The organism is Bacillus sp. CHD6a, from assembly GCF_001293645.1.
Classification (GTDB): domain Bacteria; phylum Bacillota; class Bacilli; order Bacillales; family Bacillaceae_I; genus Sutcliffiella_A.
In genome coordinates this window covers 26,894-50,255 of the sequence record NZ_LBMD01000027.1, presented here as the reverse complement: position 1 = coordinate 50,255, position 23,362 = coordinate 26,894, and the positions used below count along the sequence as shown (strand labels likewise).

Below are 23,362 nucleotides of genomic sequence, written 5' to 3'. Positions count from 1 at the left end.
AAAACTGATAACCTAAAATTTTTTACGATTCCTAGCTGGTGATTGGAGCAAAAGGCGAAGACTCCTGAGGGAAATAGCGCTAGGTGGAGACCCTACATGCTTAACGAGGCCACTTAAAACTGATAACCTAAAATTTTTTACGATTCCTAGCTGGTGATTGGAGCAAAAGGCGAAGACTCCTGAGGGAAATAGCGCTAGGTGGAGACCCTACATGCTTAACGAGGCCACTTAAAACTGATAACCTAAAATTTTTTACGATTCCTAGCTGGTGATTGGAGCAAAAGGCGAAGACTCCTGAGGGAAATAGCGCTAGGTGGAGACCCTACATGCTTAACGAGGCCACTTAAAACTGATAACCTAAAATTTTTTACGATTCCTAGCTGGTGATTGGAGCAAAAGGCGAAGACTCCTGAGGGAAATAGCGCTAGGTGGAGACCCTACATGCTTAACGAGGCCACTTAAAACTGATAACCTAAAATTTTTTACGATTCCTAGCTGGTGATTGGAGCAAAAGGCGAAGACTCCTGAGGGAAATAGCGCTAGCTGGAGACCCCGCAGGCGTAGCCGAGGAGGCTCCAGCAGCGCCCCTAGGAAAGCGCAGCCTTTTGCGGAAATCACCAGCGGTGTCTAAAACGATACATCTAAATTCAAAAACTTTAATGCAGTGGCCCTCATGGCCTGGAGTAAACTCAACAGCAATTTTCAAGAAACAAAAAACATCTGCCAGATCCACTTCAAACGTGGTAGGCAGATGTTTTTTTACTTCTTCTTCTCATTCAACATCTTCGAAATAGTCCCCATATCAACCGGCTTATTCCCATTAACCAATGTATTAACAATCTTATCTTCCAATTCCTTAGGTACCTTCTTATTCGCCAACGTCGCTACACGAGACACTAAATTACGCACCGTCTGCTCGTCTTTGAAATTTGCATTTTGCATCGAATTAGCAAGCTCAAATACGTCCTTCATGCTTACGCCCGTTTTCTTCTCAATGCCTTTAAAAATGTTATTATCCACCAAACATCCTCCTCTCGGATATATCACATTGTATGTGAGAGAGCCTATTGGTGTGCCTCTAATAATTCATCACTCACTACTGCGTAGGTGGATGAAACAGAAAAGCACGGGGACACGTCCCGTACTTTCCTTATTCCCACTAATTAATTATTAATAGAATTTAGATGCACCAACGATGATCAAAAGAATGAATAGAACAACGATTAGCACGAATGTGCCGCCTTGGTAGCCACAACCGTAACCGTAGCCAGCGCCACCTACACCATAAGGATAGCCTCCATAGTAACCCATAATCTCGCACCTCCTTAATGAAGATTCCCTATTACTATATGTACTTTTCGAAAAACGGTTTGGGCGCTTTTACGGGCAATATGCAGTTTTACGGATTTTTTTTAAATGAATGGGATTATAGAGTACTGGTAAAGTACAATAAAATTAATTTTGACATGTTGTTTTTGATCTTCTACATTTCCCGGCTTCCGTTCTACCGTTTACCTTGTAGCTTCAACCTTACGCACGTCATCTTCTACCTTTTTAAGAAAACCTTCTACGACTTTCACATAAAACAAAAAAACGAAGGGATCTCCCTCCGCAACCAAGAAACAAAACTTACTCTTCTTCATCTTCAAAATCCACATCAACAGTACTCGCTTTCCCTTCCATCCACCGCTCTAAATTCCCAATGTATTTATTCATCCTGGCTTCTAGCTGCTGCACATACATGAATCCTTCATCTGCAGTACTAATATTTATTTTTGCCTGTTTGCCAGCCTCAGTGATTCCTTCATCCACCTTCCAACGTTCAAAAAGAAACTTTAAATGTTCATCTCCAAAATCAAATTCACTCATGACATTTCACCTCAAACTAGTATATGATCAAAAAAACAGCCGGTAGCTTAACCCTTTAATAATGGGCGCAGCTTCCGGCTAAGCTCTTCTAGGCTTGAAGTAGCGTTGGTATAAAAAGCTTTATTTTCTTCTCTGCTGGCAGTAACACTTAGGAACGAAAAATCTGATGAACATTTATCAAGCGTTACAAATGTCAGCATTTTTTCTTTCATCGGCATAGCTTTAATATGATCATTATATAAGTCTACGTTCATTTCTCCCCAAGCGTTCACTTGAGCGAGAAACACATTATCTAGCAGAACATTCCGCTTTTCGAGTTGTGCATCCAGCCAAGCCCTGTTTAATCCAATTTGAGCAAGGGGCTCATCTAAGATCTCCCCGTCCATTATCACCGTTTGAGGCTCTATCTGATTTGGAGCATCAAGATGGATATCTCCGTATGTAGCAGGTTGCTTTTCTTTTTTCAAAAGCACACTTAAATCACCATTTGACTCAAGTGTAGCGAACTCGATGTCATCCACAGAAAAAATATCTTTCTTCCGCAATTGCTCCAGAAACTCATCAATGGTGTACTTTTCTTTCTTTAGATTATGTTCGAGGATCTTGCCATCCCGGACAAATACTGTCGCATTTCCTTCCACAAAATCTCGAAACTTCTTATTGCGAAGAGAGATTTGTGAGGTCACAAGCGGGAAAAGAGACCAGACCAAAATACTTGTCACACCGTTCGTTAAATTTAGATCCCTATCCATCGACAATGTACCTGCAATGTCACCCACTGTAATTCCTACAATATACTCAAAAAAAGACAGCTTTGACAGCTGCTTTTTCCCCAAAAGCTTCGTAATCATAAACAGCCCAATAATAATTGTAAAAGACCTGACAACTATCTCTAACCACTGCGGCACTACATACACCCCTCACTCACAAGACTGTTTTCATTATATTTCTTTAAGCTTCAAGTCAATGTTAGCAAGGAGGTCGTCTATTTTCATCATGGATTCGTGATAGGTGTTTTGAGCGTTCGGGTCACTTGCTTCCATCGCATAGACGTGAAGATTGTTTCTTATCATCTTCAAACTTGCCCGGTTATAGGAAAGCATCATTTTTTCATCCACCGCAAACCATTCCTCCTTACCCTTTCGGTTTAAATAAGAGTGCACCGATAAAACCGAACACAATTGCTGCCGAAATACCAGAACTTGTCACTTGAAACATCCCTGTCAACACACCCACTAGACCATGATTTTTTGCCTCTTCTAAAGCACCATGCACTAGAGCATTACCAAAGCTTGTGATCGGTACCGTCGCACCTGCTCCTGCAAAGGCTATTAAAGGCTCATACAGCCCCACTCCATCCAATACAGCACCTGCAACCACCAATGCACTTAACGTGTGGGCAGGAGTTAGTTTACATACATCAAACATAATCTGCCCAATCACACAGATTAATCCCCCTACAACAAATGCCCAAAAGAAAGATAACAACATCAGCTGACACCCCCCATCTCAATGGACACTGCATGGGCTATACATGGTATCGATTCCTTTTGTTGAAAAGAAACAGGAGATAACAATGCTCCGGTAGCTACGAGCAAAATCCGCTTGTATGTTCCTTTTTTCATCTCATTTAACAGATGTCCATATAAAACCACTGCTGAACAACCCGCACCACTTCCTCCGGCAAGTACCGGCTGACCCTTATCATAAATCATCAAACCACAATCCTGATACTGTTCGTCACGAATCTGCAACCCTTTCTCCTTTAACAGCTCCAGAGATATCTTTCGGCCAATTTCGCCAAGGTCACCTGTTGCAATTAAATCATAATAAGAAGGATTCCTACCTGTATCTTTAAAATGCGCCTCTATTGTATCCACAGCAGCAGGAGCCATTGCGCCTCCCATATTAAATGGATCTTTAAGCCCCATGTTAATAACTTTTCCAATCGTTGCGGAAGTAACCCGCGGCCCTGTGCCAGTATTGCTCACAAGTCCTATTCCTGCTCCTGTAACGGTCCACTGTGCTGTCGGCGGTTTCTGACCGCCATATTCCGTTGGATAACGAAACTGCTTCTCTACAGCAGCATTGTGGCTCGAAGCACCTGTCAAACAGTATTTTGCTCCACCATAGTTCACCAGGAAGCTAGCTAAAGCCAGCCCTTCCATTGATGTAGAGCACGCACCGAACACTCCAAGATACGGCACTTCCAACGCTTCTGCAGCAAAATTGGAAGGCGTCATCTGATTAATTAGATCTCCTGCAAGTAAAAATTGAACATCAGACAGTTCCAAACTTGCCTTTTTAAGTGCAGTCTCACATGCTTCCTCCAGCAAAACACGGTGCGCTTTTTCATAACTATCCTGTTCTAGCCATAAGTCCTTATGAAGCAGATCAAAGTCATTAGCAAGCAAACCATTCGCTTCAAAGGGACCGCCAATGGCTGCACTGGAGGTGATGACAGGCTTATTTGCAAAAATCCACGATTGTTTTCCCTGTAGCATTAAAATCCTCCTATCGAGACCACAATTGTCTTCACCAATGCGACGACAAAGGCCGAGAATACGCCGAATAAAATAACAGACCCTGCCAGTTTAAACATATTGGATCCTACCCCAAGCACGTACCCCTCTGTCTTATGTTCAATACATGCAGAAATAACCGCATTTCCAAACCCAGTTACAGGAACTGCGCTTCCTGCCCCTGCAAACTGCGCAATTCGGTCATATACACCAAACCCAGTGAGTAACATGGAAATAAATATCATCGTAGCAACGGTAGGGTTCCCTGCGGTTACTTCCGTAAAATTAAAAAAGTATATGTACATCAATTGAATGGCCTGTCCCACAATACAAAAGAGACCACCAACCAAAAAAGCAATGATGCAATTCTTCCATACCGGACGCTTTGTCTCCAAGGTTTGTTCTAATTTCTGATAGGTTTTTTGTTGTGGTGTAAGCTGCTTATCATTATTACTCATCTAATGACACCTCCTATGCTTGTTCTTCACGTAAAGTCTTCATTTTTTCTATGCGCTTTTCCAGTTCTTTTTCCGAGATCTGCTTCTGCTCGACATCTCTTCTAAGCCTTTCAATTTCAAGGCGAATCTTTAAATCGTGGGATACGACCACGTTATCATTTGGAAACTCTTTTTCCAGCGCTTTTTTCACCTTTTTTTCAATTTTCTCCGTGAAAAACTTTTTGTACTGTGTCACATGAAATGCAACCACCAACTCATCTTCCGTGTCGTAAGCCACAGCACCTTTGACTTCTTTAAAGTCCTTGGCAATCTCTTCAGCCCGTTGTTCTTTGTCTGATTTCTCCTTTTGTGCGTTAGAAGTCCTCATGACAGTATCCTCTACTCTTTCTTTGACCTCCCCTTGCCCGCAGGCACCCAACAGGCCAACTGACACACTCAGTAAAATCACAATCGCCTTCGTTTTCATTTCTTCACCTCATTCTGCATGCATACTCTATCTCTTAATATTTATATCTGTCATCAAAATTATGTATCGAAAACTCCACTTAAAAAGGCCCTCCATAAGGAGAGCCACTTTTAATCAATGATTCTTGCCACGATACTTTCTAGAATCCCTGCCACACCAGCTGCAGCAAATATAATCAGTACCGGCTTTCCAAGGAGAGGATAAAACGTGATCAAAAGAAATAAACCCGTGGTTACCCAAACACCGGTACACCAGTAACAGCTGAGCAGTTCTCCCATCCAGCGTCTTAGCCCTTTTCCTTTAATAATGATATATTCCTCTATTTCTCCTTTATCATTCTTCTCCTCCATTTCTTCCATAAAAGGTTTGCGGATAAAACCTGCAATCTTATCCAATACAAGGAGCCTTGTGATTCGGAAACTGGCAAGTCCAAGCAGAAGAAACCAAAACCAGCTTTCAAGCAAAAAAATTCCCCCTTTCATATTGATGATATGTATGAAAAAGGGAATTAGTAGTAATGATGTTAATCTTCTTGGATAACTTTTGCTTTTTTACCGCAACCACAACCGGAGGATTTCTTTTTCTTGTTTGATGAAGAGGAATGATTACTCGAAGAAATCACTTTCATCTGACCAGATGTAGGTTTTGGTTGGCCTGAATAATGATAGTAGTTCATATGCAACCTCCAATTTGTTCGTAGTATAAGATACTTTATCTTATGCGTTTTCGACAAAAAGGTTTTCCGCATCTATCATCACTCATATAGGCTTATGTGTTTTTTTTCACATTATTATAGAACCAAGATTGAATTCTCGGATCAGTGGCTTGAGCATGTTGAGAAGATTTCTTCTTTTCTAAACTAGAAACCTTGGTGGATTCGTGAATGACTTGATCCCCCTTCTTCTCCAGTACTACCACACACTCGTTCAGTTTTTTCAAGTCATCTGTTAGGAGAGAGTTCTCATCGTGCAATGATTTGACTTCCTCTTCTAATTCGCCAACCAGCTTGCGAAAGGATTGATTCTCCGCTTCGAGCTGGTCATTAATTTCTGCAATTCTTTGATATCCTTCATGCGCTTGACTCGAGCTTTCTATTTTCACCAGCAATCCCTTGACCGTTTCCTTGACCATTTCGTATTCTTTCTCAAGATCCAAATTTATGGTACTTTGTTTCTCAAGTTCTCTTTTCAAATCCTCCAGCTCTTCTGTAAGCTCCTCATTTTTCTCTATTGCTTTTAGATGAGCTGTTCGTTCTGATTCACATTGGTACTTAAGTTGATGCATTTCATTGCTAATGGTCATCAATTTTCCCTGGTGATCTTCTTTTTGCTTAGCAAGCTCTCCCTTATATTGCGCCACTTCCTTTTGAAGCTTGGTGAGCCTTTCGTTTCCTTCTTCCTCCAAAAAAGCAAGTTGCTTTGTAAGCTTATTGATTTTCTCTTCATATTCATTTTTTTGCTTTTCTATATTTTTCAAGAGAGACTTACTATTAAGCCTTTCTACATCTGCAGTAAGGCGCTTTACTTCTGCACCTAAATGAATGATTTTCTGCTGTAAGATAATTTTATCGTCATTCTTAAAGTTGTTCATGCTTATCCCTCCCAAAAAACTCTCCCTTTTACAAGTAATTCCATTAGTTTCGGAAATATGACTAACTGATGCAAAAATAAAATTTGGGTTTTTGTCTCAGCACACTTACCCACCAAATTCATACTATACAGTAGTCCCGTAACCCAAATGGGTATTAAATGAATAGGAGGAGTTTTTAGTGAGTCATAAAGAAACTGAAAGAGTCTGCATTAAGGCTCGTAAAGTTTACGACTGGGTAACTCGTCAAGTGCAGGTTTCCCCTAAAAGTATATGTAACTCTGATTTAGAAGGAATTTTTGCATGCGATTGGGATCATGATGACGACGCAAACATTGCTGACATCTTATGTGAAATAGATCCAAAGGTTGGTCCTTTAGCAGTCGAATGTTACCTATCTGACGACCACGGTCGTAAAATTGATGTCATGGCAGCACACCACCACCGCCATCACAAAGGCTTTATCTGTAAAGAAATTGAGCAACCAGGTGGACGTCCGACTGTAGAAGTAGAACTACCAGACGGCACAGAAATCGAATTGCAACGCGTAAAAGTTCTAATCAAAGGCTTTGTTACGGTTCAACTGGTAGACGGTAACGGACGCGTAAGATGCTGCTCCAAAGCACTACCTTTCGCAAGTGTTCAAACATTCCTACTATGTGCTCCAGAAGGCACAGAGCTAGATTGCCATGTAACCTATTTTGAGTGCGACTCCAATCTAATCGCAACAGACGAATTCTCTCAACTTGATGTAACCCTTGCACTATGCTTAGACATTCAAATGGAAGCAGACGTAAAACTAGAAGTAGAAGCTAAAATCTGCCGCCCACGTGAGGAAATTATTGAAGGCCTAATCTGCCCTCCAAAACAATTTCCAGAACAGTGCCCAGAAATCTTCCCAGCACATAGACGCCCAAGATAACTTCCACATACAAATAAAACACTTTCTAGAACAGCCAAAAGGATCGGAGGCCCATCCGGTACTTTTTGGCTGTTTTGTTTATGCTCATATTTGGAGTTGTCCGGTACATAAGATGAAGTAAATGTAAAGGTGGGGAGTGTTGTGAGTGGATCCCAATAGTGAGTTGTTTCGGGTTAAACAACAGGTTATATTCTACCGTGCGGAAATTGCACAGTATAAAAATAGGATAAATGAGTTGGATAGGATGGTAGAGAAAGAAATTGTTAGGAATAAATATCTCCAAGAAAAAATCCGAAAATTAAATAGTGAAAAGATAGCTGTCTTCCAAGAGGAAATAAAAAGGCTACATAAAAAAATAATGGAGTTGGAGGTGCAGTTGGAGGAAGAAAGAAATATGTTAGATAATAGTGGGGAAGCGGTTCCTGCAGTAGAGAGCATTAAAGAAGAAAAAGAAGATTTTTATAGCTACTTCAATTACTCGGTAATCTTGCCACCAGAAGGAGAAGATACCATCAGTATTTATGGAAACTTCATGGTTGTAAATAATGGGGATGTCCCATTAGAAGAAATGGTTGTTTGCTTTAAAGTTAAACCTGTCGGGGCCGTTTCCTTGTCTGCTAAAATAATGGATCCGAATCTTTTGAATGGACCTGGCAGAGATAGAGAGGATATTGAATGGGTTTGGGCTGTCGAGGATTGGCGGGAACGAATTATTAAGGATGGGGAATATTGGTTTAAGCCGAAAAAAAGAATTTATGACTTTAGTGTACTGAATTTAGAATCTACAGCATCTATTAAGGAAGTATACAATAATAGAGTTTCCATTACAGGGATAATGTTAATCAACCAAAGCATTACCATAAAGGCATTAAACAATATTAAAATTAGTCTATAAAAATAGTATTTAAACTTGACACAAACCTGTAGGAATCCAAGTTTGTTTATATGTTATCACACATGGAAAACACTATTATTAAATCAAAATTTGAAAAAACCCAACCTTTTACGGTTGGGCACGAACAGAACTTTTTGGGAACTATTTGATTACTGTACCTGCAAAAGTGATAGGTCTTGAAAGGTTAATTGAACCAGAAGCACCATTTACTGCTTGAACAGTTAATACATAACTTACAGTTTCTTTCTTATCGCAAAAAACGTTACACAGATCGTCGCAATGTAAAACCGGGACTGCAGTGTAGTCACCAAAGAGTTCAAGTTCCTGAGTACGGTAAATTTCGGTGCCACTCGTATTTAGAGGAAAACCTTCACGTCTTCTAATTCTAACAATTGCTTCTCTATCCCCTGTATTTGCCAAGTGCAATATACCGTTTAATAATACTTCTGCATCTTTCTTCAGATGTTCAAAAGTAATGGATGCAATAGCTGTTTCACTTTGTTCTATTGTGATTGTTTGCTCAGTAGAATCATCTGCAATAGCCGGAAGTACAACATCACATTCAAAATCTACCACAGTTTTCTTGAAGCAATCATCTTTCTTATGGTCATCCTTCTTAAAGTCCTTCTTGCAAAAATCATCTTCGCATCTGTGTTTCTTTTGGTAATAGAAACTCATATTTACTTCCTCCTTGGAATTTTTAATTTTGGTGGTATTTTCATACCTCTCGCTTATAGTATATTGTGGTGAACAGGGGTTGTATCAGCGATTGTCCATGGGCGATGATACATTTTAGTAGGGAATGTGAATATGGGTTCATAGATTAGGTAGATGTCATAAACGTTGACCTATCAAGGATTCTAGGTTCTTTCCTCCCTACCATTTACCCAGTTAAACTAGAACTCTCCAACCTAATAATCACTAGGAAAAACGTCTATCAATTAAAAGTAACATTTCCACGTTTTCTTCTTCTTTTCTTGTTTTTTCTTTCTTTTATCGATTAATTCTTCTGCTACTAGTTTCTTCTCACCCATTACACGTACAGCTTTGATCATCTTTCTCACTCCTTTCTTTTTGTCTATTTACAAATTATTCAGCTGGTTGCTGAAACGTTTGTACTTGTTTATCTTTATAGAAAAAAGGGCATCTGCACACGGACACATTCTTCAAATGCTGAATAGATTAGTAAATGAGTTTAAGTACCATTTTTTAACAAAAGGGAGGCTTTATCATGGGAGTAGTTTATGTAGAAGGATCATATGAGGGTTGCGGCTGCTTTAGATGTTCCACCAGAAAACCTTGCTCTTCAAGGAGAAATGATAATTGTAATTCAAATTCAACTATCCGTTCTTTAGAAGAGAGAATTGAACGGTTAGAGGCAATAGTAGCACGAAACACGCAACAAATTGCAGAGAACAACCGTTCATCAGAAGCAAGATTTGCAAGTTTAGAGGCGTCAGTAGAAAGCAACACTGAACGAATCGTAGCACTTGAAAATGGAGACCTCACACCAGCTGAAGTGAGAGCGTTTTTTGAAGCAAACGAGGGCAGGGTTGTGACAATTGGGACTACTTTCGGAACAGTGAGGGGAAGAATTAGTGTAGCAGGTACCGATGTAGGGGAAATTCTTACTGCTGAGGGTGACGTTGTCATTACTCCATATAGAAGTGTCGAAACAGTATAAAGGTTGAATGGAGGAACGAACATGAATTTTGCAGAATCATTATCAAAATATATCGATGAAACAGTGGAAGTCTATCTTTCTAACCAAACTCCAGTTGGACGGCTAGACTCCGTAAACGGAAATTCCATCGTAGTCGAAGTGCGAAACGGGTCGTATGTAACACCTTCTGAATTTGTCACTATATTCCTTGACAATGTGGAAGGCGTGCGGGTCGAAAACGGAGTAAATTAATAAAATTCAATGGAGACGATAAAACTTATTATCGTCTCCTAAGTGTAATAAAAACTTTAGTTAGATGGATAATTCCATTCTTACCCAGTCTCTCCACTTTTCAAAAACCTCTCTTTGTTGCGCTGAAACACTTCCTCTTCTTAATCTTCTATGATATAAAAGTTTATCAATATGCCCTACCTTTCCTTGTTTACTTATTGCACACAAAATATATACATCTTCAAACAACCTACTTTGGTAAATATCCTTCGTGTGCCAACCACCTATTTTTCGTAAGAAATCTATCTGATAAATTCGTGGAGCAAGCGGGTAGGCATTTTCTAAATAGTAGGACGCGGTGAAGTTAGGCAGCCCTTTGATCACTTTAGAAAAGGAGAGCTTCTTATCGCGGAGATATTCCCTCCACTCCGCATAGTTTCCATAGTACGCCGCTACCCCGGTCTCTACGACTTCATCCAGAACAAGTAGAGCATTTTTCTCTAACCAATCATCAGAATCAAGCTCGACTAGCCATGTACCTCTTGCTGCATGCAACGCGATATTCAAACAATACGCCTTCCCCCTATTTTGCTCTAGGGAAATGATCTGAACAGTGGGATTGTTTCTAAATGGGGCGAGTATTTCTAACGTGTGGTCGGTGGATCCATCATTGATGATGATCAATTCCCAATTAGACACTTCTTGGTTCATCACACTTTCTATTGCTTTGCGTATGTATTCCGCATTATTATACGTGCAGATAACGATACTAAAAGTTGTACTGTTATTTTTTTCCTCAATATACTTAAAATGTATGTTTTCTCTATGCAAATGCCTACACCCCCTTCTCTCTAGTACATACATTATATAGACTATGTTCACAAGTGAACTTGTAGAAGCTGGAAAAGAGGGATCGTGTTGGACATTATTATTTTTCCACCTACCATTGACTGGACATTCATGAAGCAGCGCCCACAACAATTGATGACCAAATTCGCCCAAAAAGGATATTGTGTTTTTTATTGTAACAAGACGCAAAAAGAGCAAGACATGGAACTTCTCTCTCCTAACCTTTATCTCGTTCATCATCACCAACAATGGGTAACAGAAATCCTTCCCCTCTTTAGACAAACAGGGAAAAGCCGTGTTGGAGTATGGTGTTCCTGGCCTATGCTAGCTGATATATTGGATGTTTATCAGGCAGATTGGGTGATCTACGACTGTGTAGATGACTTTGCGATAGCGTTGCAGTACGAAAAAGCGATGATTAATAAAGCTGATGCTATCACCTGCACGGCGGATCGGATAAAAGATCGGTTAGTTAAAATGTATCCCCAGAAAACAATTACTCTTATTCCCAATGCCTATGACGACAGTATGGGACTGCATCTAAAAAGTTCCAAAGGGACAAAAGAAAATAACATTATTGGTTATATAGGAGCCTGGGCACCATGGGTAGATGAGGCGTTGATACGTAAGCTTGCATATGCCCTCCCTACAATCCAAATTATCCTTATTGGTATTGAATTTGATAAAAAATTCCGTTTGCACGATATTCCTAACATAACTTATTTGGGGCATCTCCCTCACGACCAGTTGGCTTTGCATCTTTCTACTTTTTCTGTATGCCTTATTCCATTTAAGGTAAATTCTATTACTCTTGCAACCAATCCCGTCAAAATGTATGAATATCTTGCCACCGGAAAGCCCGTTGTTTCTACCAACCTTCCTGAGTGTAGAAAGTATGAAGAAGTTATCTCCATCGCTTCAAGTCACTTAGAGTTCATTGCAAAAGTAAAAAACTACTTAAAAACACCAGGCGATGAAACCCTTCGTAGACATATTGCACTTTCCAACACGTGGGAACACCGATGCAATAGCATCCTTTCATTAATAGATAACATCCCTAACTAAATCAATGGAGAGGACTAAATCGTTATGAGAATAGCTATCATTGTCGGCACCAGGCCTGAATTAATAAAAATGGCCGTCTTGATCAAGGAACTTAAAAAACGAAATTCCACTCATCTCTTTATACATTCCGGCCAGCACTACGACTACTTTATGGATGGAATGGTCCTAGATCTATTTGCACTCCCTAAGCCAGATTATCATCTTAGTGTAGGTTCTGGTACACATGGTGAAACAACGGCCAAGATTATGGTAAAGATGGAAGAAATTATTATAAAAGAAAAAATTGATATCGTTGTCGTGCATGGGGATACCAATACGACACTAGCTGCAAGCCTTGCTGCCTGTAAAACGGATGCCAAGATTGCTCATGTAGAAGCTGGGTTAAGAAGCTATGACAGAACCATGCCAGAAGAAACAAATCGAGTTCTTGTTGATCACCTCTCTGATTACCTTTTCTGCCCTACCGAAGGAGCCGTTCATAATTTGAAAAAGGAAGGCATAAACAAAGGAATCCATCTTGTTGGCCAGTCCATTGTCGACGCCGTTACCTATATATCAGAGGGAGTACCACCAAGCATTCTCGGTAAATATTCCTTACAATCAAAGGGCTATCTGTTTGTCACGTGCCACCGCCAAGAAAACACGGATAACAGGAAGCGCTTAACCGGAATCATGGAAGCCATAAAGCATCTTGCCGCTCACACATCCGAAAAAGTGGTGTGGGCGCTTCACCCTCGAACAAAGAAAATACTCATAAACAATAATATGCTAGACCCTTTAATCCATCATCCAAACATTCTCGTACTAGATCCCCCACCAAATTTCCATGAAACCATACACCTACAACAACATGCCAAAATCGTGTTAACCGATAGCGGAGGATTGCAAGAAGAATCCTGCATATTAGGGACACCTTGTATCACCTTACGGGAAAACACCGAACGCCCTGAGACAGTGGAATGTGGATCGAATACACTAGCAGGTTTTGATACTTTCAAGATAATTCATTCAGTGGAAAGGGTATCAACCACTTCCCCTAATTGGAATCACCCTTATGGAACGGCTGGTATCAGTGCAAACATTATCGACATCATGCTAGGAGGATCAACATGAAATTATTCACCTATGGATTTTATGGAGCAGGAAATGCTGGAGATGACGCCATCCTTGAAGCGGTAAGTGTTCGTTTGAATATAGTCCTAATCAATATATGTTCGAAAACTGTTCCATACGGGAAGGGGGCGAATATCAGTGAACATCCTTATTTATCCTCCAACCATTGATTGGGGTTTTATGAAGCAAAGACCTCAACAGTTAATGCAGAATTTTGCAAAACAAGGATACACGGTATTCTACTGTAATAAGACTCAACAAGATCGGGAAATAGAAGAAATTGCTCCAAACCTTTATTTAGTTCATCATCATGACAACTGGTTAAATGATACATTACCGAATGTCAGAAAAGAGAAAGGTTGCAAAGTGGGTGTTTGGTGCTCATGGGCATTGTTAGCAAAGGAATTAAAAGTATATAAAGCTGATTGGATCATCTATGATTGTGTGGATGAATTTGCTGATTGGATCAAATACGAGAAAGAAATGATCGAGATTGCCGATGCAGTATCGTGTACAGCAGAAAGACTATACTTGCGTCTAAAAAAAGAATACCCTCATAAAAAAATCGACTTGATTCGTAATGCCTATGACGAGTCTATGGGTCTCCATATTCCATCACGGCATAATTTGCCACCTAAAAAAATAATAGGTTATATCGGGGCATGGGCTCCCTGGGTAGATGATCATTTAATCATAAGGCTTGCACGTGAATTTAAAGATTGTGAAATCAAGATAATAGGAGTGGAATTTGGTAAAAAGTTCTCTTTAGATCATATGCCAAATGTAACGTTCTTAGGGCACCTTCCCCACCATGAACTAGCATCCCATTTGAAACAGATGGCGATTTGTATTATCCCTTTTAAGCTAACTTCCGTTACGTTAGCCACAAATCCAGTAAAGATGTATGAATATTTGGCTACAGGCAAACCAGTCGTATCCACAGCGTTACCTGAATGTTTATTGGTTAAAGATTTGGTTGATGTTGGAAGAAGTTATTCAGAATTTATTTCAAAAGTACATTCGCGATTAAAAGATCCAGGTGACAGCTTCAAACGAAAAAATTATGCACTCTCCAATACTTGGAGCCATCGTGTAAATCAAGCAATCTCTCTCATTAATAACCTAAATCAATCAAAAAAGTAGACAGAGTTATTTAAATTAACTATCAGAGGTGAACTATGACTATTATTATTTATCCACCTACAATCGACTGGTCTTATATGAGGCAACGTCCTCAACATATAATGAGTCAGTTTGCTAAAGACCAACACACTGTCCTTTATTTTAATAAGGAAAACCAACCTGGTAAAGTTTGGAGTGAAGTAGAACATAACTTATTTACCATTAACCATGCCCAATTTTTTTTAGATAAAATAGTACCTAAGTTAGAGGAAGAGAAACTATATTGGACATCGTGGAGCAAAAAAATACCATTTGCTAAAGCATGTCATGCAGACTTTCTTGTTTACGATTGTGTAGATGACTTCCCAGATTGGGATGATGATGAAAAACGATGGATCCATGAAGTAGATACCATTGTTTGTACCGCCCTGAACTTGAAGGAGAAAATGAAGAAGATTGCACCAGAAACGCCTGTTACGCTCGTTCCTAATGGGTGTGATTGGGAATTTTTCAATAAATCCCAATCTATTCATGCCGACATGTTGGAAGGTGTCCCTTCTTCCAAAGGACCGAAAATTGGCTATATCGGTGCGTGGGCCCCATGGGTAGATAAAGAAATCATTTCCAAATTAGCCGACACCTATCCAAATGGTCAAATTATTATTATAGGTCCTATGTTAACTTCTGACATAGTAGATAAAACTAATGTTTATTATCTTGGATATAGAGATTATAGTAATCTTCCAGCTATCCTTGCTTACTTTGATATTTGTATTATCCCATTTAAACTAAATAGAATTACGGAAAGTACAAACCCCATTAAGGTTTATGAATATTTAGCTGCAGGAAAACCTGTTGTATCTACTAATCTCCCTGAAGTGAAGAAAATGGTACCTTATGTAGATGTTGCAGAAACACATCATCAATTTCTTTCGGATATTGCCAAAGCACTTGTGTATAAGCGAAACCCGACTTATTTATCACAATATGCTAAACAATTTAGTTGGGAAGAACGGTATAAAACCATTCAACAATCATTGGTAAATTATTTTCCAGCCATTAGAAAGCGCGGTGAAACCCATCAACTATTAACTTCTATTTCCTATCATCATGATACGTTTACATTAGCACACTGCACTACCAATTCCTATTACCCCAACACTAATCTTAAACATGACCCTCCATTCATCGGGAAAAAGCCACAGGGCGAGTACCAATGTTTTTTGAAAGCTCCAAAAGAAAAGATAGATTTAAGAAGTGACCATATTTACTTGGACTTTGATATAGAATCAACTCAATCTTTTCATGTAGAAATTAATTATACCCTTAATGATATAAATCTCGACAAGCTAACATATTCGACTAAACTTGACCTCCATTCCTTTAAAAACTACGACTTGCAAGAATCCATTAACAACACATATTCGGTAGACATTACGGAGTTAGTTAAGAAATTAGGAGTTATTCCTAGCTTTCAATTAAAAAGTAAAAATAATGGTCATATAAGACTAAATAACCCTCGGCTTTCCATATTTAAAAGAACAGATGAGGTGAGGAAATGAAAATAGGTATTGCTGGTTATTATGGCCAAGGAAATTTTGGTGATGAACTATTTCTTGAAACATTCAAACAAGTCTTTCATGAACATACTGTATATCCAATTGTTAACCATATCGATTATTTCTCTTCTGACTCTGTCATCGTAGGAGGAGGAGACCTAATCATTCCTTACTCTTATAACGACAGTTACTTTCCAAAAGGTTTAATAAAACTTCCAACCTGGGTTTACGGCGTAGGAATTGTTGACTTTTATCCTCCTGAAACATGGCCAAAAGAGGAAGTTGAAAAGTATCGAGAAGTTATAACACATGCAAAAGGATTATATGTAAGAGACTCAAACTCTGTAAGGCTTGCGGAACATATACAACTGAATGCCAATATCAAAAAAGTTCCAGATATTGCTTTTAGTTACAAACAACCAAATTATCCCATTATTAAAAATCCAAATAAAAAAACTATCGGTGTCTGCAGCTTCTCCTATGATGAATTCCCTTTAGAAAAAATAGCTAAAATTCTCTCTACATTATCCCCTAACGAATACACCCTTTCTCTAATAGCTGTAGTGGACGTCCGAAACAGATTCTCCGATCTCAACACTTGTGTAAAGTTAAAGGAAGCAATTTTGCAACTTAATCCTAACGCTGATATTGTCATCAAGAATTATCAATACTTGGACGTAACATATAGTCATATACAAAACTTGGATTATTTAGTTTCCTTTAAACTTCATCCTTCTTTAGTAGGCATTAGAAATAATGTCCCAACATTTTGTCTAAGTAGATTAAGCAAAGTAAAAAGCCTCCTCCAGGCCTTTGATTTAGGGGATTTCTTTTGTGATTACCAAGAGGAAGAAGCCGTTTTACAAGCCAAACTTGAGTATGTACTAAAAAATGGCGATAAGAGAATGTTACAAATCGCTCACAAAATAAAAGAAATGGAACAATTAAGTGATAGATCGCTTACTTCTCTTAAAAAAGAAATAGAAAATCTACATCAATCCTAAGATATTAAAATTAAATAGTCTGTTGTCTTTTGGGACAACAGACTATTCTTGTTGCTCTCCATATAAAAAGCAGTCCAGTTAGTTAAGGTAACCTAATTAGACTGCTAACGAAATCCCATAAACACTTATTCAATTGTTTCTTTCTGCCTGTATTCAACAGCTATATTTACCTCTTGTGCGTCTCCATTTTTCAAACCTTGCAAAACTGCCTTTAATGCTTCCTCAATACTTAATTCAGGCGAAATGGTAAATCCTTGTTTGAAATTCACATTCAATTCTGCTTTACAAACCTCTAATGTCATCTAAACCCCTCCCTAACACATTAGGATTTTCACTATATTATGCTGCTTATAGGTTGTTTGATGACATTTTTGAAAACATCCCCTAAGTTTTTTTGTCGAATGAAACTTAACTCCTAAAGATTACTTTTATCTATCTTTCCTTACTTCCACCAAAACATCCCTCATCTTCTCCAACTCTACCTGTTTTACCGTAATCGTTTCTTCCAACATTTTTTCATATATTTTCAAAATTAGTTGTGCGTACTGTGTTCCCGGTACCGCCCAGCGACCATTTAAATCAATCCATCCAGGGGCAACTCCTCTTGTAACAAAGTCAAATCGGGGATCTACTTTTGGATAGGTTGATGGCAGCGGCTTACGATTTGCATACGCGTAAAGATGCTGAATATGAGCAAGAACCCCTTCTTCTGGTGTAGCAAAAGTGGCGCCTCTCACCTCTCCGCCTGTCGCACCGATGCCTGCATAGTTATTTTGACTTGGCTTGACGCCTCCAGTAAAACGGAAGTAGTTTGTTTCGTGGATGGCCTGTGCAAAGGCGACATCACCCCTGACGTTATAAGCTTCACCAAGCTCTATATAATATTCACCAAGTAAAGGCGCATTCCCATTAATGGATTTGACGAAGGCATTTAACTCTTCAGCTTTTAAAACAGATTTGCCTTCAATGGATCGTCCCTTCGGCATAGGAATGTTTGGTGGTTTTGGCGGAGTTGGTGGTGTTGGGTCTGCTGGAGGTGTGGGTGCTGGCGGCATAGTACTTTCGACTAAGAAGAATGCTTCTACCCCTAACCCTTTAATTTGTGTCACAAGGTTTTCTGCGTTTTCCCTGTCTTTAAATGCACCCGCTTGCACACGAAAATACGGTGCACCGTTTAACGTCGTAGTCGCAATGAATGCTGTAATTCCCTTTTCCTGAAGAAATTTCAGTCTGGCTTCTGCGTTTTTCCTATCCTTAAATGAACCGGCAAATACTTTATACAAGTTCGTAGTCACCTTCCTTGGCAGGGCCAAAGCTTTGGCAAGACCTTCCCCGATTGCAGCGGACACATCCTCTTTAAAGGTTTCATGTTGAATGAGTGCCCTGTCTTCGGTGCTATCAAGAAACAGAATTTCCAACAGAACAGATGGCATCGCCGTTTCTCTTAACACATGAAAGTTCGCCGCTTTGATTCCTCTATCTCTCCTATTGTATTTACCTGTAACCACATTAATGACTTCTCTATGAACAATTTCCTGAAAAGTCTTTGTTCTACTAGATAAAGAGTTACTACCATTAAATCGATAGCTTTCAAAGCCTGTCCCCCCACCTGCATTATGGTGAATAGAACAGAAATAATCCGCTTTAACAGAGTTCGCGAGATTCGATCTAGCCTCAAGACTAACCGTAGTGTCCCCCTCTCTTGTCATCATCACCTTCACTTCATATTCTTTTTCCAAATATGCCCTCACACGCTTGGCTATATCTAAATTCAAACTTTTTTCTTGGAGCGTCTGAAACACAGCCCCAGGGTCCTGTCCACCATGACCAGGGTCTAAAACTATCAATTTCATCTGGTGATTCCCTCCTTTTGCTATAGGATATGCTAGAGTTGTGAGGGTGGTATGGGTGAATGACAGATTTGCGGAATATTTTTAATAGAATAGTTAAAGAGAATAAAAAAACACAAATCTATTACTATTATCTATGTAAAATGAGCTACGCTTGGATACAGCCATTTCTATCATAAATGAGGAAAAATGTCAGAAAATGTCCTGACACCTTTATTTCCTCCTTTTATTAATTCGCTCGATTTCATTAATCAAATTTATATACTCTTCATTAATCCCAATATCAAATCGTTCACTGTTAACAACTTTTCCATAGCATTCTTCTTGAGATAACAGATCTTTAATTGCATCAGTAAGCTGCAGCTCTCCACCAGCTGGTGCTTGTTTTTTATTCAATATGGATAGAATCTCAGGGGTGAAAATATATCTGCCGATTACAGCATAATTAGATGGAGCATTTTCACTAGGCTTTTCTACTATATTATTTAATTTAAACAACCCATTTCTTTTTGGCTCACCACTTATAACACCGTAATGTTTCAATTTGGACTCTTCCACTTCTTTTATTCCGATGACTGATTTTCCGAATTTATTGTATTGGTTTATAAGCTGTTTTAAAGCAGGTTCCTTTTCTGAAATCATAATATCATCGGGCAAAAGAACAGCAAATGGCTCATCCCCAATAAATGACTTACCGAGTCTTATGGCATCTCCCAGGCCTTTTGCATATGGTTGGCGGATATAATGAATAGGGACTGAAGGTACTGGTACAATTTCGATCAGATGATGTTTGTTTTCCCTTTCCAGAAAGGCCTCAAGCTCTAAGGATTCATCAAAGTAATCAACAATCATGTTTTTCTTTTTTGAAACAATCATTAATATTTGTTCAATGCCGGATTTGATAGCTTCCTCTACCACATAATGAATAGCAGGCTTTAAATCTATCGGGAACATCTCTTTGGGTAGTACCTTAGTGATGGGTAACCCCCTAGTCCCATAGCCTGCTGCTGGTATAATCGCTTTTTTCACCACACTAAACCCCTCTTTTCCTTTCTTTTTTTTATCGTATTCATTATATATAAACCAGAATGTTGTCTTATAGAAAAAGGGCGATAAACTCCATTTCTTTAATTCTTTTTAGGCAGTGTTTTTGTCACAATCCCCCTTTGTCCAGTAATAGTATATTAAATGAAATTGCCTGGTCTATTCTATATTGGTTAGACCTAAAGGGAGTGTAATTCTTGAACATCTGCATCATAGGAGCCGGTTATGTAGGGCTCACCACCTCTGCCGTGCTGGCGGAATTCGGACATCTTATTCATTGTGTGGATATTAACTCAGATAAAATACAGAAGCTTCAAGAAGGAAATGTTCCTATTTACGAGCCGCAATTAAAAGAATTAATCTGTAAAAATAGCGATAAAATAACTTTTTCAACAAACCTACCCGATTCTATTCAGAGGTGTACCGTCATCTTTGTGACAGTCGGAACTCCTGGTTTAACAGACGGAAGCACTGATTTAAGTTTTCTTCAATCTGTTTTCACAACCATTGCACAACAAATACAAAATTATAAAACCATCATTATCAAAAGTACTGTGCCACCTGGGACAAATCAAAAAATGCACCAGTATCTGCTGTCAAAAGGAGTATCCCCTTCCATGTATAATATTGTTTCCAACCCTGAATTTCTGCGGGAGGGTTCTGCCATTCATGATATGTTCCATCCAGATAGAACGGTCATAGGGATATCAGAAAATGATAAACGGTCGGAAGTGATTATAAGGGAAATTTATCAACCTTTAAGCGCCCCATTTATCGTCACAAGCTGGAATGGAGCAGAAATGATTAAGTATGCATCAAACGCCTTTCTTGCCACTAAAATATCATTTATAAATGAAATTGCTCGAATTTGCGACTTTTATGGAACAGATGTCTTGGATGTCGCAAAAGGCTTAGGAGCAGATCAAAGGATAGGTCCGCATTTTCTTCAGGCTGGAATAGGATACGGTGGGTCTTGTTTTCCAAAGGATCTACAATCATTGCAATCTATTGCTGCTGCCAAATTAGTCAGCACCCCCATTTTGGATGCGGTGCAGGAAGTAAATTCCACTCAATTGGAATGGTATATAAAAAAATTGCAAAAAGATCTTCCTTCTATCCAGGATAAAAAAGTGACCGTCCTCGGAATATCGTTTAAACCAAATACAGATGATATAAGGCATTCCCCTGCCATAGCACTTATTCAACAGCTGCATTCCCTGGGAGCCGATGTTCATACGTATGATCCGAAAGCGTTTTTACCTGCTGATTTACGTCATATAGCCACTCAGCATACATCACTGCAATCATCCTATATTGATTCAGAGGCGGTCATCATTGCCACAGATTGGCCGGAGATATGTCAACTAGACTGGAAGCATGTTAAAGCACATATTAAGGGTAATCTTATCCTCGACGGCAGAAACTGTATAAATAGGGAAGATGTATTGGGATTTGGACTGAACTATAAAGGTGTGGGACGTGGATGAGAGTATTGTTTACGGGAGCTGCCGGTTTATAGATAAAAAGGTAGAGGTCTTTAGTGGTCCTATCAATGGAGGTATCGTCCATTGATTTGTGACAAAAATCAATTTGAAGTCGGAAGCATTATTGTAAAGTACTTTTAAATGGAAATGCCAATGCTCCCAGTTATCGCCTAACTCCTATAACAGAAAAATCCGTGCTTGATTTAAAGATCAAGCACGGATTTTTTATGGAAATTTTACATGTTGCGGAATGAGCCTTATTAAAAGATATGATATCCAGAATCAACGTGAATGTTTTCCCCAGTAATTCCACGAGACAGGTTACTGAACAAGAACAATGCAGTATCTCCTACCTCTTCCTGTGTCGTCACTCGACGTAATGGAGCGGTTTCTTCAATTTCTTTCAAAATAGAGTTAAAGTCACTTACACCTTTTGCTGAAAGCGTACGGATCGGTCCTGCAGAAATGGAGTTCACACGTATCCCCACTTTTCCAAGGTCGTTCGCAAGGTATTTCACGCTTGCATCAAGACTTGCTTTTGCAACACCCATCACGTTGTAGTTAGGAACTACTTTTTCGCCGCCAAGGTAGGTTAGTGTTACAATGCTGCCGCCTTCTGTCATAATTTCCTTTGCTTCTTTAGCTACTGCTGTTAAAGAATAGGAGCTGATATTGTGTGCGAGCATGAATCCATCTCTTGTCGTGTTCATGTAATCGCCCTGTAGCTCTTCCTTGTTAGCGAACGCGATACAGTGCGCTACACCGTGTATCGTGCCAATTTCTTCTTTAATCTGCTGGAAGCAAGTGCGCACTTCCTCGTCTTTTGTTACATCACATGGAAGAACGATGGAGTCATTTCTTTCTAAAGAATCCGCAAGCTCTCTTACGCTCTTTTCTAAGCGCTCACCTGCGTATGTGAACACAAGGCGTGCACCAGCGTCATGCAGGGAACGTGCGATACCCCATGCGATACTTCTTTTGTTTGCTACTCCCATTACTACATATGTACGACCATCTAAGGATAAGTTCATTGTTTTATATCCTCCTATTTATATAAGTTATTAGTACCTAGTCACAATTATAGCATATAGTTGTCGAAATGCGAACTTAATCTTTTGGGAAGTTGGAGTAGCTGGTAGTAACTGGGGATATATGGGGGGGCTATTACGGTTTTTGTTTTTGGAGTTGGGGTTTGGGGGGGAGAGACGGGCTCTCTCTTACCGTTTTTGCTTTTGGAGTTGGGGTTTGGGCGGAGAGGGGGGGCTCTCTCTTACCGTTTTTGATTTTCGAGATGGGGTTTGGGCGGAGAGAACCCCCCTCTCTTACCGTTTTTGCTTTTGCAGCTGGAGTTTGGGCGCAGAGACGGGCTCTCTCTTACCGTTTTTGCTTTTGCAGCTTGGGTTTTGGCGCAGAGACACCCTCTCTCTTACCGTTTTTGCTTTTGGAGTTGGAGTTTGGGGGGAGAGACGGGCTCTCTCTTACCGTTTTTGCTTTTGCAGCTGGTTTTTGGGTGGAGAGACACCCTCTCTCTTACCGTTTTTGCTTTCGCAGCTGGTTTTTGGGCGAAGAGACACCCTCTCTCTTACCGTTTTTGCTTTCGCAGCTGGTTTTTGGGCGAAGAGAACCCCCATCTCTTACCGTTTTTGCTTTCGCATCTGG

29 protein-coding genes are annotated in these 23,362 nt (G+C 39.6%); 11 read left to right on the top strand and 18 right to left on the bottom strand.

Annotated features, from left to right (window positions below; genetic code table 11):
- Positions 1-759: 759 nt before the first annotated feature.
- The 12 genes from AAV98_RS16715 to AAV98_RS16675 all read right to left on the bottom strand — a co-directional run bounded on the left by AAV98_RS16715 (position 760) and on the right by AAV98_RS16675 (position 6,905).
- On the bottom strand, positions 760-1,020 hold the full coding sequence (locus AAV98_RS16715) for a stage VI sporulation protein F (RefSeq protein WP_060666677.1): 261 nt from the start codon (positions 1,018-1,020) through the stop codon (positions 760-762).
- A gap of 150 nt (positions 1,021-1,170) precedes the next feature.
- Entirely contained in the window at positions 1,171-1,311 is a 141-nt protein-coding gene (locus AAV98_RS20060; protein ID WP_082380939.1) for a YjcZ family sporulation protein, read from the bottom strand.
- A gap of 318 nt (positions 1,312-1,629) precedes the next feature.
- On the bottom strand, positions 1,630-1,869 hold the full coding sequence (locus tag AAV98_RS16710) for a hypothetical protein (protein WP_060666676.1): 240 nt from the start codon (positions 1,867-1,869) through the stop codon (positions 1,630-1,632).
- A gap of 47 nt (positions 1,870-1,916) precedes the next feature.
- Positions 1,917-2,777 carry a DUF421 domain-containing protein gene (locus AAV98_RS16705; RefSeq protein WP_060666675.1) on the bottom strand — a complete coding sequence of 287 codons (861 nt, stop codon included), beginning with the start codon at positions 2,775-2,777 and terminating at the stop codon, positions 1,917-1,919.
- Between the two features lie 33 nt (positions 2,778-2,810).
- Positions 2,811-2,987: a DUF1657 domain-containing protein gene (locus AAV98_RS20385; protein ID WP_156317839.1), complete on the bottom strand. Its 177-nt coding sequence runs from the start codon at positions 2,985-2,987 to the stop codon at positions 2,811-2,813.
- 16 nt (positions 2,988-3,003) lie between these two features.
- On the bottom strand, positions 3,004-3,360 hold the full coding sequence (gene spoVAE / locus AAV98_RS16700; protein ID WP_060666674.1) for a stage V sporulation protein AE: 357 nt from the start codon (positions 3,358-3,360) through the stop codon (positions 3,004-3,006).
- Entirely contained in the window at positions 3,360-4,373 is a 1,014-nt protein-coding gene (gene spoVAD, locus AAV98_RS16695) for a stage V sporulation protein AD (protein ID WP_060666673.1), read from the bottom strand. The genes spoVAE and spoVAD overlap by 1 nt, the downstream gene beginning before the upstream one ends.
- Positions 4,373-4,849, bottom strand: coding sequence for a stage V sporulation protein AC (spoVAC, locus tag AAV98_RS16690; protein ID WP_060666672.1), 477 nt, complete (start codon positions 4,847-4,849; stop codon positions 4,373-4,375). The genes spoVAD and spoVAC overlap by 1 nt, the downstream gene beginning before the upstream one ends.
- 13 nt (positions 4,850-4,862) lie before the next feature.
- Positions 4,863-5,315: a YhcN/YlaJ family sporulation lipoprotein gene (locus AAV98_RS16685; RefSeq protein ID WP_060666671.1), complete on the bottom strand. Its 453-nt coding sequence runs from the start codon at positions 5,313-5,315 to the stop codon at positions 4,863-4,865.
- Between the two features lie 110 nt (positions 5,316-5,425).
- Positions 5,426-5,779: a DUF1360 domain-containing protein gene (locus tag AAV98_RS16680; protein WP_060666670.1), complete on the bottom strand. Its 354-nt coding sequence runs from the start codon at positions 5,777-5,779 to the stop codon at positions 5,426-5,428.
- A gap of 59 nt (positions 5,780-5,838) precedes the next feature.
- Positions 5,839-5,991: a hypothetical protein gene (locus AAV98_RS20380; protein WP_156317837.1), complete on the bottom strand. Its 153-nt coding sequence runs from the start codon at positions 5,989-5,991 to the stop codon at positions 5,839-5,841.
- Positions 5,992-6,083: 92 nt separating this feature from the next.
- The gene (locus AAV98_RS16675) at positions 6,084-6,905 is read right to left on the bottom strand and encodes a hypothetical protein (protein WP_060666669.1); all 822 of its coding nucleotides are present in this window, start codon (positions 6,903-6,905) and stop codon (positions 6,084-6,086) included.
- Between the two features lie 178 nt (positions 6,906-7,083).
- Between AAV98_RS16675 and AAV98_RS16670 the strand changes: the two genes are divergently transcribed.
- On the top strand, positions 7,084-7,824 hold the full coding sequence (locus AAV98_RS16670) for a hypothetical protein (RefSeq protein WP_060666668.1): 741 nt from the start codon (positions 7,084-7,086) through the stop codon (positions 7,822-7,824).
- Positions 7,825-7,969: 145 nt separating this feature from the next.
- Positions 7,970-8,719 (top strand): coiled-coil domain-containing protein, encoded by a 750-nt coding sequence (locus AAV98_RS16665; protein WP_060666667.1) that lies wholly within the window; start codon positions 7,970-7,972, stop codon positions 8,717-8,719.
- 141 nt (positions 8,720-8,860) lie between these two features.
- Here the strand turns inward: AAV98_RS16665 and AAV98_RS16660 are convergent, their stop codons facing one another.
- Entirely contained in the window at positions 8,861-9,397 is a 537-nt protein-coding gene (locus tag AAV98_RS16660; protein WP_060666666.1) for a hypothetical protein, read from the bottom strand.
- 553 nt (positions 9,398-9,950) lie between these two features.
- Between AAV98_RS16660 and AAV98_RS16655 the strand changes: the two genes are divergently transcribed.
- Positions 9,951-10,403 (top strand): hypothetical protein, encoded by a 453-nt coding sequence (locus AAV98_RS16655; protein ID WP_060666665.1) that lies wholly within the window; start codon positions 9,951-9,953, stop codon positions 10,401-10,403.
- Positions 10,404-10,424: 21 nt separating this feature from the next.
- On the top strand, positions 10,425-10,634 hold the full coding sequence (locus AAV98_RS16650; RefSeq protein ID WP_060666664.1) for a hypothetical protein: 210 nt from the start codon (positions 10,425-10,427) through the stop codon (positions 10,632-10,634).
- 60 nt (positions 10,635-10,694) lie between these two features.
- Here the strand turns inward: AAV98_RS16650 and AAV98_RS16645 are convergent, their stop codons facing one another.
- Positions 10,695-11,444, bottom strand: coding sequence for a glycosyltransferase family 2 protein (locus tag AAV98_RS16645; protein WP_060666663.1), 750 nt, complete (start codon positions 11,442-11,444; stop codon positions 10,695-10,697).
- Positions 11,445-11,531: 87 nt separating this feature from the next.
- Between AAV98_RS16645 and AAV98_RS16640 the strand changes: the two genes are divergently transcribed.
- From AAV98_RS16640 to AAV98_RS16620, 6 genes are read left to right on the top strand one after another with little or no spacing between them, the layout of a single operon-like run.
- Entirely contained in the window at positions 11,532-12,527 is a 996-nt protein-coding gene (locus AAV98_RS16640) for a glycosyltransferase family protein (RefSeq protein WP_060666662.1), read from the top strand.
- Between the two features lie 24 nt (positions 12,528-12,551).
- Positions 12,552-13,640 (top strand): non-hydrolyzing UDP-N-acetylglucosamine 2-epimerase, encoded by a 1,089-nt coding sequence (wecB, locus tag AAV98_RS16635; RefSeq protein WP_060666661.1) that lies wholly within the window; start codon positions 12,552-12,554, stop codon positions 13,638-13,640.
- Positions 13,637-13,810, top strand: a complete 174-nt coding sequence (locus tag AAV98_RS20375; protein WP_156317833.1) for a hypothetical protein — start codon at positions 13,637-13,639, stop codon at positions 13,808-13,810. Before wecB ends, AAV98_RS20375 begins: the two co-directional genes overlap by 4 nt.
- The gene (locus AAV98_RS16630; RefSeq protein ID WP_060666660.1) at positions 13,779-14,783 is read left to right on the top strand and encodes a glycosyltransferase; all 1,005 of its coding nucleotides are present in this window, start codon (positions 13,779-13,781) and stop codon (positions 14,781-14,783) included. The genes AAV98_RS20375 and AAV98_RS16630 overlap by 32 nt, the downstream gene beginning before the upstream one ends.
- 35 nt (positions 14,784-14,818) lie before the next feature.
- Positions 14,819-16,324 carry a glycosyltransferase gene (locus tag AAV98_RS16625; protein ID WP_060666659.1) on the top strand — a complete coding sequence of 502 codons (1,506 nt, stop codon included), beginning with the start codon at positions 14,819-14,821 and terminating at the stop codon, positions 16,322-16,324.
- On the top strand, positions 16,321-17,325 hold the full coding sequence (locus AAV98_RS16620) for a polysaccharide pyruvyl transferase family protein (RefSeq protein ID WP_060666658.1): 1,005 nt from the start codon (positions 16,321-16,323) through the stop codon (positions 17,323-17,325). Before AAV98_RS16625 ends, AAV98_RS16620 begins: the two co-directional genes overlap by 4 nt.
- A 125-nt stretch (positions 17,326-17,450) precedes the next feature.
- Here AAV98_RS16620 and AAV98_RS20370 read toward each other — a convergent pair whose 3' ends face one another.
- The 3 genes from AAV98_RS20370 to AAV98_RS16610 form a co-directional block, all read right to left on the bottom strand.
- Positions 17,451-17,627 (bottom strand): hypothetical protein, encoded by a 177-nt coding sequence (locus tag AAV98_RS20370; RefSeq protein ID WP_156317832.1) that lies wholly within the window; start codon positions 17,625-17,627, stop codon positions 17,451-17,453.
- Positions 17,628-17,753: 126 nt separating this feature from the next.
- Complete coding sequence (locus tag AAV98_RS16615; RefSeq protein WP_060666657.1) at positions 17,754-19,178, bottom strand: N-acetylmuramoyl-L-alanine amidase; 1,425 nt, start codon at positions 19,176-19,178, stop codon at positions 17,754-17,756.
- Positions 19,179-19,388: 210 nt separating this feature from the next.
- Positions 19,389-20,207 (bottom strand): UTP--glucose-1-phosphate uridylyltransferase, encoded by an 819-nt coding sequence (locus tag AAV98_RS16610; protein ID WP_060666656.1) that lies wholly within the window; start codon positions 20,205-20,207, stop codon positions 19,389-19,391.
- A gap of 209 nt (positions 20,208-20,416) precedes the next feature.
- On the opposite strand from AAV98_RS16610, the gene AAV98_RS16605 reads away from it, so the two are divergent.
- Positions 20,417-21,706 (top strand): UDP-glucose dehydrogenase family protein, encoded by a 1,290-nt coding sequence (locus AAV98_RS16605; RefSeq protein WP_060666655.1) that lies wholly within the window; start codon positions 20,417-20,419, stop codon positions 21,704-21,706.
- A 257-nt stretch (positions 21,707-21,963) separates the two neighbouring features.
- On the opposite strand, the gene fabI is transcribed toward AAV98_RS16605, so the two are convergent.
- Positions 21,964-22,734, bottom strand: coding sequence for an enoyl-ACP reductase FabI (fabI, locus tag AAV98_RS16600; RefSeq protein ID WP_060666654.1), 771 nt, complete (start codon positions 22,732-22,734; stop codon positions 21,964-21,966).
- Positions 22,735-23,362: the final 628 nt, after the last annotated feature.

Bases quoted from the DNA above. Each gene is read 5' to 3' on its own strand.
- AAV98_RS20060 (WP_082380939.1), bottom strand. From the start codon at position 1,311: ATGGGTTACTATGGAGGCTATCCTTATGGTGTAGGTGGCGCTGGCTAC.
- AAV98_RS16710 (WP_060666676.1), bottom strand. From the start codon at position 1,869: ATGAGTGAATTTGATTTTGGAGATGAACATTTAAAGTTTCTTTTTGAA.
- spoVAE (WP_060666674.1), bottom strand. From the start codon at position 3,360: ATGTTGTTATCTTTCTTTTGGGCATTTGTTGTAGGGGGATTAATCTGT.
- spoVAD (WP_060666673.1), bottom strand. From the start codon at position 4,373: ATGCTACAGGGAAAACAATCGTGGATTTTTGCAAATAAGCCTGTCATC.
- spoVAC (WP_060666672.1), bottom strand. From the start codon at position 4,849: ATGAGTAATAATGATAAGCAGCTTACACCACAACAAAAAACCTATCAG.
- AAV98_RS16685 (WP_060666671.1), bottom strand. From the start codon at position 5,315: ATGAAAACGAAGGCGATTGTGATTTTACTGAGTGTGTCAGTTGGCCTG.
- AAV98_RS20380 (WP_156317837.1), bottom strand. From the start codon at position 5,991: ATGAACTACTATCATTATTCAGGCCAACCAAAACCTACATCTGGTCAG.
- AAV98_RS16675 (WP_060666669.1), bottom strand. From the start codon at position 6,905: ATGAACAACTTTAAGAATGACGATAAAATTATCTTACAGCAGAAAATC.
- AAV98_RS16660 (WP_060666666.1), bottom strand. From the start codon at position 9,397: ATGAGTTTCTATTACCAAAAGAAACACAGATGCGAAGATGATTTTTGC.
- AAV98_RS16655 (WP_060666665.1), top strand. From the start codon at position 9,951: ATGGGAGTAGTTTATGTAGAAGGATCATATGAGGGTTGCGGCTGCTTT.
- AAV98_RS16650 (WP_060666664.1), top strand. From the start codon at position 10,425: ATGAATTTTGCAGAATCATTATCAAAATATATCGATGAAACAGTGGAA.
- wecB (WP_060666661.1), top strand. From the start codon at position 12,552: ATGAGAATAGCTATCATTGTCGGCACCAGGCCTGAATTAATAAAAATG.
- AAV98_RS20375 (WP_156317833.1), top strand. From the start codon at position 13,637: ATGAAATTATTCACCTATGGATTTTATGGAGCAGGAAATGCTGGAGAT.
- AAV98_RS16625 (WP_060666659.1), top strand. From the start codon at position 14,819: ATGACTATTATTATTTATCCACCTACAATCGACTGGTCTTATATGAGG.
- AAV98_RS16620 (WP_060666658.1), top strand. From the start codon at position 16,321: ATGAAAATAGGTATTGCTGGTTATTATGGCCAAGGAAATTTTGGTGAT.
- AAV98_RS20370 (WP_156317832.1), bottom strand. From the start codon at position 17,627: ATGACATTAGAGGTTTGTAAAGCAGAATTGAATGTGAATTTCAAACAA.
- AAV98_RS16615 (WP_060666657.1), bottom strand. From the start codon at position 19,178: ATGAAATTGATAGTTTTAGACCCTGGTCATGGTGGACAGGACCCTGGG.
- fabI (WP_060666654.1), bottom strand. From the start codon at position 22,734: ATGAACTTATCCTTAGATGGTCGTACATATGTAGTAATGGGAGTAGCA.